The organism is Streptomyces sp. NPDC002845 (genome assembly GCF_053591955.1).
The window spans coordinates 185,126-201,021 of sequence record NZ_JBSFUU010000006.1; the positions used below are offsets into that span (position 1 = coordinate 185,126).

Sequence of the window (15,896 nt, forward strand, 5' to 3'; positions counted from 1 at the left end):
GAGGTCCTGGGCAGGGCCGCGTCTCTTCCTGGTCACCCAGGAGGAATTCATTGAGCACCACCAGGAAGTTCGCCGCCGTGGGCCTGGGCCTCGTCACGCTGTCGGCCGTGTCCGCGTGCGGGTCGTCCGAAGACACCGGCTCGACGGACTCCAAGACCGTCACCCTCGTCAGCCACAACTCCTTCGCCGCCTCCGAGGACGTACTGAAGGCGTTCGAGCAGCAGTCCGGGTACAAGGTGAAGGTCCTTGAGGACGGCGACGCCGGGCAGGCCGTCAACAAGGCGATCCTCACCAAGGACAACCCGCAGGGCGACGTCTTCTTCGGCGTCGACAACACGCTGCTGTCCCGGGCGCTCGACAACGGGCTCTTCCAGCCGTACGAGGCCAAGGGGCTCGACCAGGTCGCGGAGGAGTACCAGGTCGACGAGGGCCGGCACCGGGTCACGCCTGTCGACACCGGTGACATCTGCGTCAACTACGACAAGGCGTACTTCACCGAGCACGAGCTCGAACCGCCGAACTCGTTCGACGACCTGGTCAAGCCCGAGTACAAGGACCTGCTCGTCACCGAGAACGCGTCCACGTCCTCGCCGGGTCTGGGCTTCCTGCTCGGCACGGCCGCCGAGTACGGCGACGACGGCTGGGCGGGCTACTGGGACAAGCTCAAGGCCAACGGGGTGAAGGTCGTCGACGGCTGGGAGCAGGCGTACAACGAGGAGTTCTCGGGGTCCGCCGGCGGCAAGCAGGCGAAGGCGGACCGGCCGCTGGTCGTCTCGTACGCCTCCTCCCCGCCCGCCGAGGTGATCTTCGCCGACCCGAGGCCGGAGACCGCGCCGACCGGGGTCGCGACGGGCACTTGCTTCCGGCAGGTGGAGTACGCGGGGCTGCTGAGCAACGCGAAGAACGCGGAGGGCGGCAAGGCGCTCATCGACTTCATGATCGGCAAGGCGTTCCAGGAGGACATGCCGATGAACATGTTCGTCTACCCGGTGCGGGAGGGCGCCCAGGTGCCCGAGGAGTTCACGCAGTACGGCCCGCAGGCGGAGGACCCCGAGACCATGGCCCCGGAGAAGATCGCCGACAAGCGTGACGACTGGGTCAAGTCGTGGACCTCGCTCGTACTGAAGTAACTGAAGTAAGGGTCCGCAGGGATCCCCGGGGGAGCGCGGCGAGGCTCGGGCTCATGGCCCTGCCCGTCGCGTTCTTCGGGGTCTTCTTCGCCTACCCCGTCACCGCGATCGTCGCGCGCGGGCTCAAGACCGACGAGACCGACGGCGGCTGGCAGTTCGGGCGGCTGGTGGACGTGCTGGCGCAGTCCGACATCCGGCATGTGCTGTGGTTCACCACCTGGCAGGCGCTCGTCTCCACCGCGCTCACGCTGCTGATCGCGCTCCCCGGCGCGTATGTCTTCGCGCGCTTCGATTTCAGGGGCAAGCAGGTGCTGCGGGCGGTCGTCACCGTCCCCTTCGTACTGCCGACCGTCGTCGTGGGGACCGCGTTCCTGGCTCTGGTCGGGCGTGGCGGTCTGCTCGACGAGCTGTGGGGTGTACGGCTGGACACCACCGTCTGGGCCATCCTGCTCGCGCACGTCTTCTTCAACTACGCCGTCGTCGTCCGCACCGTCGGCGGGCTCTGGTCGCAGCTCGACCCCCGCCAGGAGGAGGCCGCCCGGATGGTCGGGGCCTCGCCGCTGAAGGCCTGGCGGAGGGTCACCCTGCCGGCCCTGGCACCTGCCGTGGCCGCCGCCGCGCTGATGGTGTTCCTCTTCACCTTCACCTCCTTCGGTGTGGTCCAGATCCTCGGCGGGCCCACGTTCTCCACCCTCGAAGTGGAGATCTACCGGCAGACCTCGGAGATCTTCGACCTCTCCACGGCCGCCGTGCTGACGATCGTCCAGTTCGCGGCGGTGGGCGCGATCCTCGCCGTGCACGCCTGGACCGTACGGCGGCGGGAGACCGCGCTGCGGCTGGTGGACGCGTCGGCGACGGCCCGGCGGCCGCGCGGGGCGGGGCAGTGGGCGCTGCTCGCGGGCGTGCTCGCCACCATCGCCGTACTGCTTCTGCTGCCGCTCGCCGTGCTGGTGCAACGGTCGCTCGACGCACGGGGGTTCGCGTACTACAAGGCGCTGACCCGCGACGACAGCGGGGTCTTCCTGGTGGCGCCGATCGAGGCGATCGGTGTCTCGCTGCGGTACGCGCTCGCCGCCACCGTCATCGCCGTGGTGATCGGCGGCCTGGCAGCCGCTGCCCTGACCCGCCGTGCCGGTCGTCTCGTACGGGGCTTCGACGCGCTGCTGATGCTGCCGCTGGGCGTGTCCGCCGTGACGGTCGGGTTCGGGTTCCTGATCGCGCTGGACGAGCCGCCGCTGGACCTGCGGAGCTCGTGGATTCTGGTGCCGCTCGCGCAGGCGCTGGTGGGCGTCCCCTTTGTCGTACGCACCATGCTGCCCGTGCTGCGGGCGGTGGACGAGCGGCTGCGGGAGGCGGCGTCCGTGCTCGGGGCCTCGCCCTGGCGGGTGTGGCGCGAGGTCGATCTGCCGCTGGTGCGGCGGGCGTTGCTGATCGCGGCCGGGTTCGCCTTCGCCGTGTCGCTCGGGGAGTTCGGGGCGACCGTGTTCATCGCGCGGCCCGACAACCCGACGCTTCCGGTGGCCGTGGCGCGACTGCTCGGCCGCCCCGGAGCCCTCAACTACGGGCAGGCCATGGCCCTTTCGACGATCTTGATGGTGGTGTGCGCGGTGGCCCTGCTGGTGCTGGAGCGGCTGCGTACCGACCGGACGGGGGAGTTCTAGATGCTGCTGAGCCTTGAGGGCGCGACGGTACGGTTCGGTGGCCGGGCCGTCCTCGACGCCGTCGACCTCGATGTCGCCGAGCACGAGATCGTGTGCGTGCTCGGGCCGAGCGGGAGTGGCAAGTCGACGCTGCTGCGGGCGGTCGCCGGGCTGCAACCCCTCGACGGCGGGCGGGTGTTCCTCGGTGGCCGGGAGATGGGCGGCGTGCCCGCGCACCGGCGTGGGGTCGGCCTGATGTTCCAGGACCATCAGCTGTTCCCGCAGCGGGACGTGGGCGGGAACGTCGCGTTCGGGCTGCGCATGCGTGGCGCGGCGAAGGGCGAACAGGCCGTACGCGTACGCGAGTTGCTGGAGCTGGTCGGGCTGCCGGGAGCCGCCCGCAGAGGGGTCGGGGAACTCTCCGGCGGTGAACAGCAGCGTGTCGCCCTCGCCCGTGCCCTCGCCCCGCGGCCCCGGCTGCTGATGCTCGACGAACCGCTCGGCCAGCTCGACCGCTCGCTGCGGGAGCGGCTCGTCGTCGAACTGCGCCAGCTCTTCGGCGAGTTGGGCACGACGGTCCTCGCTGTCACGCACGACCAGGGGGAGGCGTTCGCACTGGCCGACCGGGTCGTGGTGATGCGGGACGGACGGATCGCCCAGTCCGGTACGCCCCTTGAGGTCTGGCAGCACCCCGTGGACGAGTTCGTGGCGCGCTTCCTCGGCTTCGACAACGTGGTCGCGGCGACCGTGAGCGGCGAGGCCGCCGACACGCCCTGGGGGAAGGTGCCGGTGCCCGAGGCCTCGCCGCAGGGGGCGGGCGCACTGCTGGTCAGGCCCGCGGGCGTACGGCTCGTGGGGCCGGAGGACGGGCTGCGCTGCACCGTGGCCGCACGCACGTTCCGGGGCACCCACGTCGCCGTACATCTGCAGCCCGAGGACGCGCCGCGCCTGGAGGCGGCCTGTGCGCTGCGGGAGGCTCCGGAGCCCGGGGACGAGGTCGGGGTGGCGTTCGACGCAGCCGAAATTGTCGTACTCGAAGGGGCTTGTGGCGCCTAAGGTGCGGATCATGATGAAGCCTGGGCAAGAGTGCCATGACCGCTACTGCGACGAGATCGAGCTTCAGGTACGGCAGTTGAGGGACGTCGTGACGTCCGGTGCCGATCTGTCGACGACCGTGCCGACCTGCCCCGACTGGTCCCTGGAGCAGCTCGTACGGCACACCGGCGGCGCCCTGCGCTGGGTGGAGCTGACCGTGCGGAGCCGGGCGGAGAAGGAGGTGCCGGAGGAGGAGGTGCCGCTGTTCGAGGGGCCCGAGGCCCGGGAGGACCTGGACGCGTGGCTCGCGGAGACCGGGGAGACGGTGGTCGCGGCCCTGCGTGAGGCGGGGCCCGACGCGCCGGTGTGGACGTGGGCCTGGGAGCACACCGCCGGCTTCTGGGCCCGCCGGATGACCCACGAGCTGACGGTCCACCGCGCGGACGCGACACTCGCCGCCGGGCTGCCGTACACGGTGGCGCCCGACATCGCCGCGGACGCGATCGACGAGTGGCTGGAGATCGTCGAGTTCGCGCAGCGGACGATGCCGGAGGACCCGGCGCACGAACTGCGCGGTCCCGGCCGCAGCCTCCATCTCCACGCGACCGACACCCCCGCCGGGTTGAACGCCGAGTGGCTCGTCGAGCTCACCGAGGAAGGCGTGCGCTGGCGCCGGGGCCACGAGAAGGCGACGGTCGCGCTGCGCGGGCCGCTCACCGAGCTGTTGCTCGCCTTCTACCGCCGACTCCCGCCGGACAGCGGGCGGCTGGAGGTGCTGGGGGACCGGGAGCTGCTGGAGTTCTGGCTGGAGCGGGCGACGTTCGCGTAGGCGTACGGCCCGCCTCCTCGGCAAAGAGGCGGAGAGGCGGGCCGTACGGTCAAGCGCGTTCGATCAGCGGGACGAGGCGCCACGGCGGCGCATGCCGTAGAAGATGGCGCCGCCGCCGACCGCGACCAGGGCGGCCGCGATTCCGGCGATGACACCGGTGTTGGAGCTCGCGCCGGTCTCGGCGAGGTTCGACTGGCCCTGGGGCTGGGGTGCGCCCTCGGGCGACGGAGCGTTGTCGTCCGTGGTGTCGGCGGGCGGGGTGCTCTCGGACGCCGACGGGGTGGGGGTCGGGTTCGGCGTCGGGGTGTCGTCTGTGGACTCGGACGGCTCGTCCGACGGCTCCGGGTTCTCCGGGGTTTCCGGGGTCTCCTCGGCCGGCGGCGGGTCGTCCGTCGTCTGGCAGGCGTCGGCGGGCGCGGTCAGCATCGGCAGGTCCGCGTTGACGTACGTGGCGGCGTAGATGTGGACGCGGTACTTGGCCTTCGGCTGCCAGTCCTCCTCGAAGGTGACGGTGACGCCCGCGGCGGTCGAGTCCTCGATCGTCTGGGTGCCGACCAGCTCCTCGTCCGCCCCGTTCTTCCGGAAGACACTGACTTCGGCTGTGACGCCCAGCGGGTCCACGTCGGTCACGCGGATGACGCCCCTGTCGCCTTCGCACTCGGCCACGGCGGAGAAGTCTTTGATGCTGCAGGCCATTGCGTCGCCCGCGACGCCGAGGACGAGCGCGGCGGAGGCGGAGACAACACCGAGGAAACGCACCGATCGTGCGGTACGGGGGAATGCACGGGACACTATGGACACGGTTGCCCTTCACGGGGATGCGCACATGCGGGGGGTTGGAGGACACCAGTGGGACGTTGGTATCCCCATGAGGTCCCCAGGTCTATAAGTGCGGGATAAGCACTGTCAATCCGGAGAGGTGGCCTCGCAGTTGGCTTTACCCTTTCATTAACCGCCGACAGGTTTTGTCGACCAATCCCCTAAGTCGCCGCAGAATTGTGAGAGTTCAACCACCGAGCCGTCCCAGCGCCTCCGGTGCCTCCTCGATCCGGTCCACCAACGCGATCCGCACCTCCATCGAGCGCTCCCGCGCAAGGGACTTCAGGAGGGGCCAGGCGGGCAGCCTCTCCGTCCAGTGGGTGCGGTCGACCAGGACCATCGGGGTGGGTTCGCCGCGGGACTCGTAGTAGTTGGGGGTCGCGTTGTCGAAGATCTCCTGGACGGTGCCGGCGGCGCCGGGGAGGAAGACGACACCCGCGTTGCAGCGGGCCAGCAGGCCGTCCTCGCGGGTGGCGTTGGCGAAGTACTTGGCGATGTGCGCGGCGAAGACGTTCGGGGGCTCGTGGCCGTAGAACCAGGTGGGGATGCCGACCGAGTCGCCGCCCTCGGGCCAGCGGGCGCGGACCTCGAAGGCGGCCGCCGCCCACTCGGTGATCGAGGGGGTGAACTTCGGTGCCTTGCCGAGGAGCTGGAGCGACTCGGCGAGCATCTCGTCGTCGTACGGGGCCGCGTACGCGCCGAGGTTCGCCGCCTCCATCGCGCCCGGCCCGCCGCCGGTGGCGACCGTGAACCCGGCGCGGGCGAGCGCGCGGCCGAGCCGGGCGGCACCCTCGTACGCCTCCGTGCCGCGCGCCATCGCGTGGCCGCCCATGACCCCCACCACCCGGGCGCCGACGAGGAGTTCGTCGAGCGCGTCCGAGACGGCGTCGTCGTGGATCGAGCGCAGCATCGACGCGAAGACGTCCCCGTCCGCCTTCGTCTGCTGGAACCAGGCGTACGCGTGGGCGTCGGGCGTCGCCTCGTAACCCTCGGCGAGCGAGGTGAAGAGCTCGTCGGGGGAGTAGAGCAGGCCCCGGTACGGGTCGAAGGGGAGGCCCGGAACCGGCGGGAACACCAGCGCGCCCGCGGACCGTACGTGGGCCGCCGCCTCGGGGGCCATCGGGCAGCCGAGGAAGACGGCGCCCTCGCAGCCGAGGGTCAGCAGGGTGGTCGTACGGTCCGTCAGGTCGACGGCCTGGACGCGGTAATGGGCGATCGAGCCGCGTGCCGAGACGACTTCGTCGAACTCGGTGAGCGACTCGATCTCGCGATCGTGAGCGGCGTGGAACGGCTGGGCGGGTGTCTGATGCACCCGCCCATGCTAAACACCGTGAAGAAAAGGGTCGCTCAGCCCTCGACCGCGGCCGGGTCCATCCACACGACCTCCCAGGTGTGACCGTCGAGGTCGTCGAAGGCGCGGCCGTACATGAAGCCGTGGTCCTGCGTCTCGCCGGATACGGAACCGCCCGCCGCGATCGCCCTGTCGACCAGCTCGTCCACCTTCTCGCGGCTCTCCGCGCTCAGCGCCAGCAGCACCTCGCTGGTCTTCGTCGAGTCCGCGATCTCCTTCTTCGTGAAATCCGCGTAGCGCTGCTTGGAGAGGAGCATCGCCACGATGGTGTCGCTGATCACGACGGAGGCGCAGTGCTCGTCGCTGAACTGCGGGTTGATCGTGTAGCCGAGCTCGGTGAAGAACTTCTTCGAGGCGTCGAGGTCGTTCACGGCCAGGTTCACGAAGATCATCTGCTGGTACATACGAGGTGTCTCCCATCGGTGTTGATCCGTTCGGTGGGGTAGACCGGGGGATCGCGGAGAACTCATCGCTCGGAGCGGATTTTTTTCGTACGAGTTTTCCGGCGCCACCGAAGCGGTCGGTCACGCCCCCAGTGGCAACGCCGCCAGCTCGGCGACCGTCCAGGTCAGCGGGCCGAACACGGCGAGCAGCACGCCCGCGCGGAGCAGGGCCGCACTGCGGAGGAGAGTGGCGGGCGCCCCGAGCCGCAGCAGCGCGGCCATGGTGTCCGCGCGGGCGTCGCGTGCCTCCATGGCGGCCAGCGCGAGCGTGAGAACGGTGCAGCCCGTCACCAGGGTGGCGCCCAGCGTGGTGAGCGGACCGATGTCGGGTCGCGCGCCGGAGTAGAGGGTCGCCATGGCGTACGCCGCCGAGGCCACCGCGCACACCACCCCGAGCGGGCGCCCGATCCGCCGCGCCTCCTCCTGGAGCACGCGCCCGGCGAGCAGCCGCAGCGCCCCCGGCCGTACGGACTGGAGCAGCCGTCCGCACAGGTGGGTCAGCCCGGGCGCGGCCAGGGCCAGCCCGAGCGCGGTGAGCAGCCAGCCGCCGAGCACTCCGGCCGGGCTGTCCACGGAGCCGCCGGGCAGCGTGAGCGCGGAGGCGGGGCCGGAGCGGCTCGCGTACGCCTCGACGGCGAGGCCCGCGGCGAGTACGGCGGTGCCCCAGGGGAGGCCGCCGGGGGCAGGCCGGGGCGCGGCGGGGCTCAAGGGGCCGTCCGGTTCGGCGGAGGCGGGTACGGCGGGCTCCTCGTCCTCACCGGCGTCGGCGAACTCACCCTCGTACCGGGTCGCACCACCACGCCCCCCGGCGCGCCCGCGGACGTCGAACGTGTCGTACGCCATGAAGCGGTTCCACGGTCCGGCCGGGCGGGGCCGGTCCTCCGGCGGCCGCAGGACCAGCGCGGTCGTCACGGAGGCGATGACCGGGACCAGCGCGAGCAGGGTCAGGGCGGCCGGCAGGGGCAGCGGCCGGCCGGCGGCGAGGGCGTCGGCCGCGTCGCCGTCGAACGGCAGGCCCGTGAGGTCGCCGCGCAGGTGGAGGAAGAAGAGCAGGGCGAGCATCGAGCCGAGCGTGGTGGACAGGGCCGTGGTGACCGCCGAGACGGCCATCAGGCGGCCGGGGCCCAGGCCGATGGCGGAGAGGCCGGGTCGTGGCCGGGTGCCCGGGTCGGCGCGGGCGACCGTGACCGCGAAGTACACCGTGGCGGCGGCGGGCGCGACGCACCAGCCCAGGCGGAGCAGCGAACCGGCGGTCGCGTCCGGGTGGGCCATGGCGTGGCCGAGCGCGCACAGCAGCAGGAACCCCGTGCCGCCGGACGCCGCGGCGACGAGGAGGCGGCGGAGCTGGACGGCCGGGTGGGACCGGCGGGCTAGACGGAGAGCGAGCACGCGGCCCGGCCTTCCGGTTCGGCGCGGCCTTCCGACGGGGCGGCGGACGGCAGGTGGACGGTGTTCACACGGCGTCCGTCGAGCAGCGACACCGTGCGGTCGGCGAGCCCGGCGGTGTCCGCGTCGTGCGTGGCCAGCACGACCGTGATGCCGTGCGAGCGGGCCGCCGTGGTGAGGGTGCGCAGGACGTGGGCGCGGTCGGCGCGGTACAGGGCGGCGGTCGGCTCGTCGGCGAAGAGCACGGTGGGGGAGCCGACCAGGGCGCGGGCGACGACCAGCCGCTGGCGCTCGGCCTGGAGCAGGGCGTGCGGGCGTTTGCGGGCCGAGCCGCCGATGTCGAGGCGCTCCAGCCACTCCAGGGCGGCGGTCTTGGCGGCCCGGCGTCCGCTGCCGCGCAGCATCAGCGGCAGGGCGGCGTTCTCCCAGGCGTTCAGCTCGGGGACGAGGACCGGCTCCGGGTCGATCCAGCCGAAGCGGTCGCGGCGCAGCCGTTCGCGGGTGAGCGGGCCCATGGTGTGCACGGGCGTGCTGTTGAACCACACCTCGCCCCGCTGCGGCAGCAACTGCCCCGACAGGCACCGCAGGAGCGTGGTCTTGCCGCTGCCGCGCGGCCCGCTGACGGCGAGGATCTCTCCTTCGCGGACGCCGATCGACACACCCTGGAGGGCGGGCGTGCCGTCGTGCGCGTAGGTCAGCGTGCGTGCCCAGAGCACGTCGTTGTCCGGCGGGGCCACCATGGGCGTACACCTCGGTTCAGATCGCGAATGCCGTGGGGAGTCCCCCGTCCGGGGGAACGAAGGCAGGGGCTGTCGGTCACGGGCACCGCCACGGGCGGGCTGCGTCGCACGCAGCGCGTCGCGAGAACCAAGCACGCGCTACCTCCTAGGCATTCTGCCGACCGGGCCGGTCTCGACCCGGCTGGTGCTGATCGCGTAGGACTCGATCGTTCGCTGAGCGGCCGAGCGGCGTGAACCAGGAATGCCCCTCGCCGCGAAGGGGAGGAGTCAAAGGGCACGCTAGGGAGCCAGGGCCGGAACACTGGACAGCACGCGGCCCGGGTGCACCCGTACCACTCGCATGGGTGCACCCGGGCCGTGTGAACCGCCGGGGGCTACAGCTTGGTCCACGCCTCCGTCAGCGTCGCGCGCAGGATCTGCTCGATCTCGTCGAACGTCTCCTGATGGGCGATCAGCGGCGGGGCGATCTGGACGACGGGGTCGCCGCGGTCGTCGGCGCGGCAGTACAGGCCGTTGTCGAAGAGGGCCTTGGAGAGGAAGCCGTAGAGGATGCGCTCGGTCTCCTCGTCGTTGAAGGTCTCCTTCGTCGCCTTGTCCTTCACCAGCTCGATGCCGTAGAAGAACCCGTTGCCGCGGACGTCGCCGACGATCGGCAGGTCGTACAGCTTCTCCAGGGTGGCCCGGAACGCGCCCTCGTTGTCGAGGACGTGCTGGTTCAGGCCTTCGCGCTCGAAGAGGTCGAGGTTGGCCAGGCCCACGGCCGCGGAGACCGGGTGGCCGCCGAAGGTGTAGCCGTGCAGGAAGGTGTTGTCGCCCTGGTAGAAGGGCTCGGCGAGGCGGTCCGAGACGATGCAGGCGCCGATGGGGGAGTAGCCCGAGGTCATGCCCTTGGCGCAGGTGATCATGTCGGGGACGTAGCCGAACTTGTCGCAGGCGAACATCGTGCCGAGCCGTCCGAAGGCGCAGATGACCTCGTCCGAGACCAGCAGGACGTCGTACCGGTCGCAGATCTCGCGCACCCGCTGGAAGTAGCCGGGCGGCGGCGGGAAGCAGCCGCCGGCGTTCTGCACCGGTTCCAGGAAGACGGCCGCGACGGTCTCCGGGCCCTCGAAGAGGATCTGCTGCTCGATCTGGTCGGCGGCCCAGCGGCCGAAGGCCTCCGGGTCGTCGCCGTGGATCGGCGCGCGGTAGATGTTGGTGTTCGGGACCTTGTGCGCGCCCGGGACCAGCGGCTCGAAGGGCGCCTTCAGGGCGGGCAGGCCCGTGATGGACAGGGCGCCCTGCGGGGTGCCGTGGTAGGCGACGGCGCGCGAGATGACCTTGTACTTGGTGGGCTTGCCGGTCAGCTTGAAGTACTGCTTGGCGAGCTTCCACGCGGTTTCGACCGCCTCGCCGCCGCCGGTGGTGAAGAAGACCTTGTTCAGGTCGCCGGGCGCGTGGTGCGCGAGCCGCTCGGCCAGCTCGACGGCCTTCGGGTGGGCGTAGGACCACACCGGGAAGAAGGCCAGCTCCTGGGCCTGCTTGAACGCGGTCTCCGCCAGCTCGGTGCGGCCGTGGCCCGCCTGGACCACGAACAGGCCCGCGAGACCGTCGAGGTAGCGCCTGCCCTTGTCGTCGTAGATGTACGTGCCCTCGCCCCGGACGATGGTGGGGACGGGGGAGTTCTCGTACGAGGACATGCGGGTGAAGTGCATCCACAGGTGGTCGTACGCGGTCCTGCTGAGGTCCTTGGGGGTGTCGGTACTCACGGTTATCGGGTTCCCCACATGTAGGTCTGCTTCTTGAGCTTCAGGTAGACGAAGCTCTCGGTGGAGCGCACTCCGGGGACGGCCCGGATGCGTTTGTTGATGACCTCCAGGAGGTGGTCGTCGTCCTCGCAGACGATCTCCACCATCAGATCGAAGGAACCGGCGGTCATCACCACGTACTCGCACTCGTCCATGGCGGTCAGCGCATCGGCCACGGCCTCCACGTCGCCCTCGACATTGACGCCGACCATCGCCTGCCGACGGAAGCCCACGGTGAGTGGGTCCGTGACGGCGACGATCTGCATCACGCCCTGGTCGAGCAGCTTCTGGACGCGCTGGCGCACGGCCGCTTCGGAGAGGCCGACGGCCTTGCCGATCGCGGCGTACGGCCGGCGGCCGTCCTCCTGGAGCTGTTCGATGATGGCGAGGGAGACGGCATCCAGATGGGACGTGCCGTTTCTGGACTCGCGGGAGTCCTTCTGGTCTGCGCTTCGACTGGCCACGAGGTCACTGTGCACGACGTCTCGACAGTTCCGCAAGGCCGTACCGATGAATTTCGTTGTTTTCGTAGTCGAGACTTGCGGATTCCGTAGCTGTGGCGGGAGTGGGGCTGTTGAAAACGTGGAGCGGCGGACTAGGGTGGGTGTCTCAAGGAATGGACAGTTCGACCTGACAGGAGGCCGGCAGTGAGCACCGAGCTGCGTCGTCTGCGCTACTACATCAATGGTGAGTTCCGGGACGCCGCCGACGGACGGACCACCGAGGTGGTCAACCCCGCGACGGGCGAGGCGTACGCGACCGCGCCGCTGTCCGGGCAGGCCGACGTCGACGCGGCGATGGCAGCGGCCGCCGCCGCCTTCCCGGGCTGGCGCGACACGACCCCCGCCGAGCGACAGAAGGCCCTCCTGAAGATCGCGGACGCCTTCGAGGAGCGCGCCGAGGAGCTCATCGCGGCCGAGGTGGAGAACACGGGCAAGCCGACCGGGCTCACCCGGTCGGAGGAGATCCCGCCGATGGTCGACCAGATCCGCTTCTTCGCGGGCGCGGCGCGGATGCTCGAAGGCCGGTCGGCCGGTGAGTACATGGAGGGGATGACCTCCATCGTCCGCCGCGAGCCGGTCGGCGTCTGCGCGCAGGTCGCGCCCTGGAACTACCCGATGATGATGGCCGTGTGGAAGTTCGCCCCGGCCATCGCCGCGGGCAACACCGTCGTGCTCAAGCCGTCGGACACCACGCCCGCGTCGACGGTCCTGATGGCCGAGATCATGGGCGCGATCCTGCCCAAGGGCGTCTTCAACGTCATCACCGGCGACCGTGACACCGGCCGGCTGATGGTCGAGCACGACGTGCCCGCGATGGCCTCCATCACCGGCTCCGTGCGCGCCGGAATGCAGGTCGCCGAGTCCGCGTCGAAGGACCTCAAGCGCGTCCACCTGGAACTGGGCGGCAAGGCCCCGGTCGTCGTGTTCGAGGACACCGACATCGCCAAAGCCGTCGAGGACATCTCGGTGGCGGGCTTCTTCAACGCCGGCCAGGACTGTACGGCGGCCACGCGCGTCCTCGTCCAGGAGGCCATCCACGACGAGTTCGTGGCCGCGCTCGCCAAGGCCGCCGCCGAGACGAAGACGGGGCAGCCGGACGACGAGGACGTGCTGTACGGGCCGCTCAACAACCCCAACCAGCTCCAGCAGGTCAGCGGCTTCATCAAGCGGCTGCCGGCGCACGCCAAGGTGGAGGCCGGCGGCCACCAGGTCGGCGAGAAGGGGTACTTCTACGCGCCGACCGTCGTGTCCGGGCTGAAGCAGGACGACGAGATCATCCAGAAGGAGGTCTTCGGGCCGGTCATCACCGTCCAGTCCTTCACGGACGAGACCCAGGCCGTCGAGTGGGCGAACGGAGTCGAGTACGCCCTCGCGTCGTCCGTGTGGACCAAGGACCACGCGCGCGCGATGCGGCTGTCGAAGTCCCTCGACTTCGGCTGCGTGTGGATCAACACGCACATTCCGCTGGTCGCGGAGATGCCGCACGGTGGATTCAAGAAGTCCGGGTACGGCAAGGACCTGTCGGCGTACGGGTTCGACGACTACACGCGGATCAAGCATGTGATGACGTCGCTGGACGCGTGATCCGTCGAGGCACGCGCGTGGCCCCGGGCGGGAGCCGAACCCCCGGGGCCACGCCGTGGTCTCAGACCCCGAGTACGCCGGTGACGAGGGACGGGCGGTCACCCTCGTCGTTGCGCTGCCCGCGCTCCGGGCGGACACGCTCGTGGGCCTCGTCGCAGCCGGGGCGGTCCGGGAGCTTGGGGCGGTCGGGCAGGTCGTCCCCGTCCGGGTGGGAGAGGCCGGCCTTCTCCATGATCGGCGCGCACTCCTTCAGGGCGTCCCGGAAGCCGTCGAGGGCGTCCCTGTCGAGGTCGCGGAGCCTGCCCTCCATCGTCACTTCGAGGCGGACCTCGCCGTCGTCGTCCTTGTACGCGCGGAAGTCGGGGTAGACCTCCTGACCCTCGTCGCGCACGCACGCGGCGAAGTCGTCGTTCGCCTCGTTGACGTCGTCGGGAGCGCTGTCGGTGGGCTCGTACCGCAACCCGAACCAGTGGCCCCCGTGGTGCCGTCCGGAGTGCGGGGACGGCTCGGACGTACCGCCCGAGCCGTCGGGCGACTCGGACGACTCGGACTCCGTGGCCGCCGACGCGCTGACCGTGCCGAGCGTGGCCGCCGTGATCAGGGCGCAGGCCAGGGCGAGACGCCGGGCGCGGGTCGCCAGTGCGGGCATGGGGTTCCTCCTACCGTGCTGTGGTGGTGCTGTCGGCGTCCACGGAAGCGCGCGGGCGGTTACGGCACGGGAACGGTCGGCCTTACGCCTGTGTAACCGCCCTCGGGGCACACTTGCCGTATGCGTGTGCTGGTGGTCGAGGACCACGAAGAACTCGCCGAGACCGTCGCCGCGGGACTGCGCAGGGAGGGGATGGCGGTCGACCTGGCCTTCGACGGTCCCACGGCGCTGGAGCGCGCCCAGGTCAACGGCTACGACGTCGTCGTACTCGACCGTGATCTGCCCGGCATCCACGGTGACCAGGTGTGCCGGACGCTGGCCGGGGGCGGCTGCCGGGCGCGGGTGCTGATGCTGACGGCGTCCGGGACGGTGGCCGACCGGGTGGCGGGGCTCGGGCTGGGAGCCGACGACTATCTGCCCAAGCCGTTCGCGTTCGCCGAACTCGTCGCTCGCATCCGGGCGTTGGCGAGGCGCGCGTACTCCGCGCTGCCGCCGGTACTGGTCCGGGGCGAGCTGCGGCTCGACCCGGGGCGCCGCGTGGCCACCCGGGCGGGAGACCAACTGCCGCTCAGCCCCAAGGAGTTCGCCGTACTGGAGCTGCTCATGGCCGCACAGGGCGGTGTCGTGTCGTCCGAGGAACTCCTCGAACGGGCCTGGGACGAGGCGGCGGACCCCTTCAGCCAGACGGTGAAGGTGACCGTGAGCCGGCTGCGGCGCAAGCTCGGGGAGCCGCCGCTGATCGAGACGGTCGAGCGGGCGGGATACCGGATCTGATGGCGGGGCCGGGCTTCGTGCGGGGGCCGCACAGCATCCGGTGGCGGCTCACCCTGCTCTACAGCGCGCTGTTCGCGGTCGCCGGGGCCGTACTGCTGGCCTTCACCTATGTGCTCGCGGTGAGCGACGAGCCCACGATGGTGCACGGCGAGGGGCCGATGGCCGTCCCCGGGGGGCACCGGGTGCCCGGTGCGCCGGAGGTCGCCGAGTACGTGGCCCAGCGGCTGGAGCTGCTGCGTGACGAGCAACTCCGGGATCTGCTGGTCCAGTCGGGCGTGGCGATGGCGGTGATGACGGTGGCCTCGGTGGCGCTGGGGTGGCTCATGGCCGGGCGGGTCCTGGCCCCGCTCCGCACGATGACCGAGGCCGCCCGCCGTATCTCCGCCGACAACCTCCACGAACGGCTCGCCGCCCCCGGCCCCGACGACGAGCTGAAGGCCATGGCGGACACCTTTGACGACGTACTGGCCCGGCTGGAGGGCGCGTTCGAGGCGCAGAAGCAGTTCGTCGCCAACGCCTCGCACGAACTGCGCACCCCGCTCACGCTCCAGCAGGCCGTCATCGACGTGGCGCTCGCCGACCCCGACGCCTCCCCGGAGGCGCTGCGAGCCGCCTGCCTGCGGGTGCGGGCGGCCGGGCAGGAACAGGAGCGGCTGATCGACGCCCTGTTGACGCTGGCGCGCAGCCAACGCGGGCTGCAGAGGAGGGAATACGCCGACTTCGCGGACCTCGCCGCCGTCGTGCGAGCACGCCTGCCCGCCGACGGCCCCCGCGTCGAGGCCGACCTCGGTCCGGCCCCGTTCCTCGGTGATCCCCAGCTGATCGAGCGCCTCGTGGTCAACCTCGTCGACAACGCCGTACGCCACAACCATCCCGACGGGGAGGAGAGTTGGGTACGGCTATGGACCGGGCTCGACGACGGCGCGCAGCCCGTCCTGCGGATCGCCAACAGCGGGCCGGTGATCCGGGCCGACGAGGTCCCGGGGCTGTTCCAGCCCTTCCGGCGGCTGGCCCCGGGGCGGCGCACCCGCTCGCGGGACGGACTCGGGCTCGGCCTGTCCATCGTCTCGGCGGTCGCCACCGCCCACGACGCGACGGTGGCGGCCTGGCCGCGCGCGGAGGGCGGGCTGAGCGTGGAGGTGCGGTTGCCGGCGGCGGCGCGGGTGGCTGGGGTGGGGGAGGAGGGGGTGCTTTTGAACGCGTTCAAGTAGGGGCGTGCGCTCCCG

The 15,896-nt window shown here is 71.2% G+C and carries 15 protein-coding genes; 7 read left to right on the forward strand and 8 right to left on the reverse strand.

The window, feature by feature from the left end:
- Nucleotides 1-50: 50 nt before the first annotated feature.
- The 4 genes from ACWD3C_RS06540 to ACWD3C_RS06555 are packed head-to-tail and all read left to right on the forward strand — an operon-like array spanning nt 51 to nt 4,634.
- Nucleotides 51-1,130, forward strand: coding sequence for a thiamine ABC transporter substrate-binding protein (locus ACWD3C_RS06540; protein WP_451140725.1), 1,080 nt, complete (start codon nt 51-53; stop codon nt 1,128-1,130).
- Entirely contained in the window at nt 1,106-2,791 is a 1,686-nt protein-coding gene (locus ACWD3C_RS06545; RefSeq protein WP_451140727.1) for an ABC transporter permease, read from the forward strand. The genes ACWD3C_RS06540 and ACWD3C_RS06545 overlap by 25 nt, the downstream gene beginning before the upstream one ends.
- A complete protein-coding gene (locus tag ACWD3C_RS06550; protein WP_451140729.1) occupies nt 2,792-3,826 on the forward strand; it encodes an ABC transporter ATP-binding protein in 1,035 nt (344 codons plus the stop codon). It begins immediately after the preceding gene.
- 10 nt (nt 3,827-3,836) lie between these two features.
- Nucleotides 3,837-4,634 (forward strand): maleylpyruvate isomerase family mycothiol-dependent enzyme, encoded by a 798-nt coding sequence (locus ACWD3C_RS06555; protein WP_451140731.1) that lies wholly within the window; start codon nt 3,837-3,839, stop codon nt 4,632-4,634.
- 63 nt (nt 4,635-4,697) lie between these two features.
- Here the strand turns inward: ACWD3C_RS06555 and ACWD3C_RS06560 are convergent, their stop codons facing one another.
- The 7 genes from ACWD3C_RS06560 to ACWD3C_RS06590 all read right to left on the reverse strand — a co-directional run bounded on the left by ACWD3C_RS06560 (nt 4,698) and on the right by ACWD3C_RS06590 (nt 11,639).
- On the reverse strand, nt 4,698-5,393 hold the full coding sequence (locus ACWD3C_RS06560) for an LAETG motif-containing sortase-dependent surface protein (RefSeq protein WP_451140733.1): 696 nt from the start codon (nt 5,391-5,393) through the stop codon (nt 4,698-4,700).
- Between the two features lie 247 nt (nt 5,394-5,640).
- Complete coding sequence (locus ACWD3C_RS06565; protein ID WP_451140735.1) at nt 5,641-6,765, reverse strand: LOG family protein; 1,125 nt, start codon at nt 6,763-6,765, stop codon at nt 5,641-5,643.
- A gap of 35 nt (nt 6,766-6,800) precedes the next feature.
- On the reverse strand, nt 6,801-7,208 hold the full coding sequence (locus tag ACWD3C_RS06570; RefSeq protein ID WP_451140737.1) for a VOC family protein: 408 nt from the start codon (nt 7,206-7,208) through the stop codon (nt 6,801-6,803).
- 120 nt (nt 7,209-7,328) lie between these two features.
- Nucleotides 7,329-8,636: a hypothetical protein gene (locus ACWD3C_RS06575; RefSeq protein ID WP_451140739.1), complete on the reverse strand. Its 1,308-nt coding sequence runs from the start codon at nt 8,634-8,636 to the stop codon at nt 7,329-7,331.
- Complete coding sequence (locus tag ACWD3C_RS06580) at nt 8,618-9,373, reverse strand: ABC transporter ATP-binding protein (protein WP_451140741.1); 756 nt, start codon at nt 9,371-9,373, stop codon at nt 8,618-8,620. Before ACWD3C_RS06580 ends, ACWD3C_RS06575 begins: the two co-directional genes overlap by 19 nt.
- Before the next feature lie 374 nt (nt 9,374-9,747).
- Nucleotides 9,748-11,121, reverse strand: coding sequence for an aspartate aminotransferase family protein (locus tag ACWD3C_RS06585; RefSeq protein WP_451140743.1), 1,374 nt, complete (start codon nt 11,119-11,121; stop codon nt 9,748-9,750).
- 2 nt (nt 11,122-11,123) lie between these two features.
- Nucleotides 11,124-11,639, reverse strand: coding sequence for an Lrp/AsnC family transcriptional regulator (locus ACWD3C_RS06590; protein ID WP_451140745.1), 516 nt, complete (start codon nt 11,637-11,639; stop codon nt 11,124-11,126).
- A gap of 168 nt (nt 11,640-11,807) precedes the next feature.
- Between ACWD3C_RS06590 and ACWD3C_RS06595 the strand changes: the two genes are divergently transcribed.
- Nucleotides 11,808-13,247: a gamma-aminobutyraldehyde dehydrogenase gene (locus ACWD3C_RS06595; protein ID WP_451140747.1), complete on the forward strand. Its 1,440-nt coding sequence runs from the start codon at nt 11,808-11,810 to the stop codon at nt 13,245-13,247.
- 61 nt (nt 13,248-13,308) lie between these two features.
- On the opposite strand, the gene ACWD3C_RS06600 is transcribed toward ACWD3C_RS06595, so the two are convergent.
- Nucleotides 13,309-13,896, reverse strand: a complete 588-nt coding sequence (locus tag ACWD3C_RS06600; RefSeq protein ID WP_451140749.1) for a hypothetical protein — start codon at nt 13,894-13,896, stop codon at nt 13,309-13,311.
- 120 nt (nt 13,897-14,016) lie between these two features.
- On the opposite strand from ACWD3C_RS06600, the gene ACWD3C_RS06605 reads away from it, so the two are divergent.
- On the forward strand, nt 14,017-14,670 hold the full coding sequence (locus tag ACWD3C_RS06605) for a response regulator transcription factor (RefSeq protein WP_451140751.1): 654 nt from the start codon (nt 14,017-14,019) through the stop codon (nt 14,668-14,670).
- Nucleotides 14,670-15,881 carry a sensor histidine kinase gene (locus ACWD3C_RS06610; protein ID WP_451140753.1) on the forward strand — a complete coding sequence of 404 codons (1,212 nt, stop codon included), beginning with the start codon at nt 14,670-14,672 and terminating at the stop codon, nt 15,879-15,881. Before ACWD3C_RS06605 ends, ACWD3C_RS06610 begins: the two co-directional genes overlap by 1 nt.
- Nucleotides 15,882-15,896 lie beyond the last annotated feature (15 nt).

Bases quoted from the DNA above. Each gene is read 5' to 3' on its own strand.
- ACWD3C_RS06555 (WP_451140731.1), top strand. From the start codon at position 3,837: ATGATGAAGCCTGGGCAAGAGTGCCATGACCGCTACTGCGACGAGATC.
- ACWD3C_RS06600 (WP_451140749.1), bottom strand. From the start codon at position 13,896: ATGCCCGCACTGGCGACCCGCGCCCGGCGTCTCGCCCTGGCCTGCGCC.
- ACWD3C_RS06610 (WP_451140753.1), top strand. From the start codon at position 14,670: ATGGCGGGGCCGGGCTTCGTGCGGGGGCCGCACAGCATCCGGTGGCGG.
- ACWD3C_RS06580 (WP_451140741.1), bottom strand. From the start codon at position 9,373: ATGGTGGCCCCGCCGGACAACGACGTGCTCTGGGCACGCACGCTGACC.
- ACWD3C_RS06605 (WP_451140751.1), top strand. From the start codon at position 14,017: ATGCGTGTGCTGGTGGTCGAGGACCACGAAGAACTCGCCGAGACCGTC.
- ACWD3C_RS06570 (WP_451140737.1), bottom strand. From the start codon at position 7,208: ATGTACCAGCAGATGATCTTCGTGAACCTGGCCGTGAACGACCTCGAC.
- ACWD3C_RS06550 (WP_451140729.1), top strand. From the start codon at position 2,792: ATGCTGCTGAGCCTTGAGGGCGCGACGGTACGGTTCGGTGGCCGGGCC.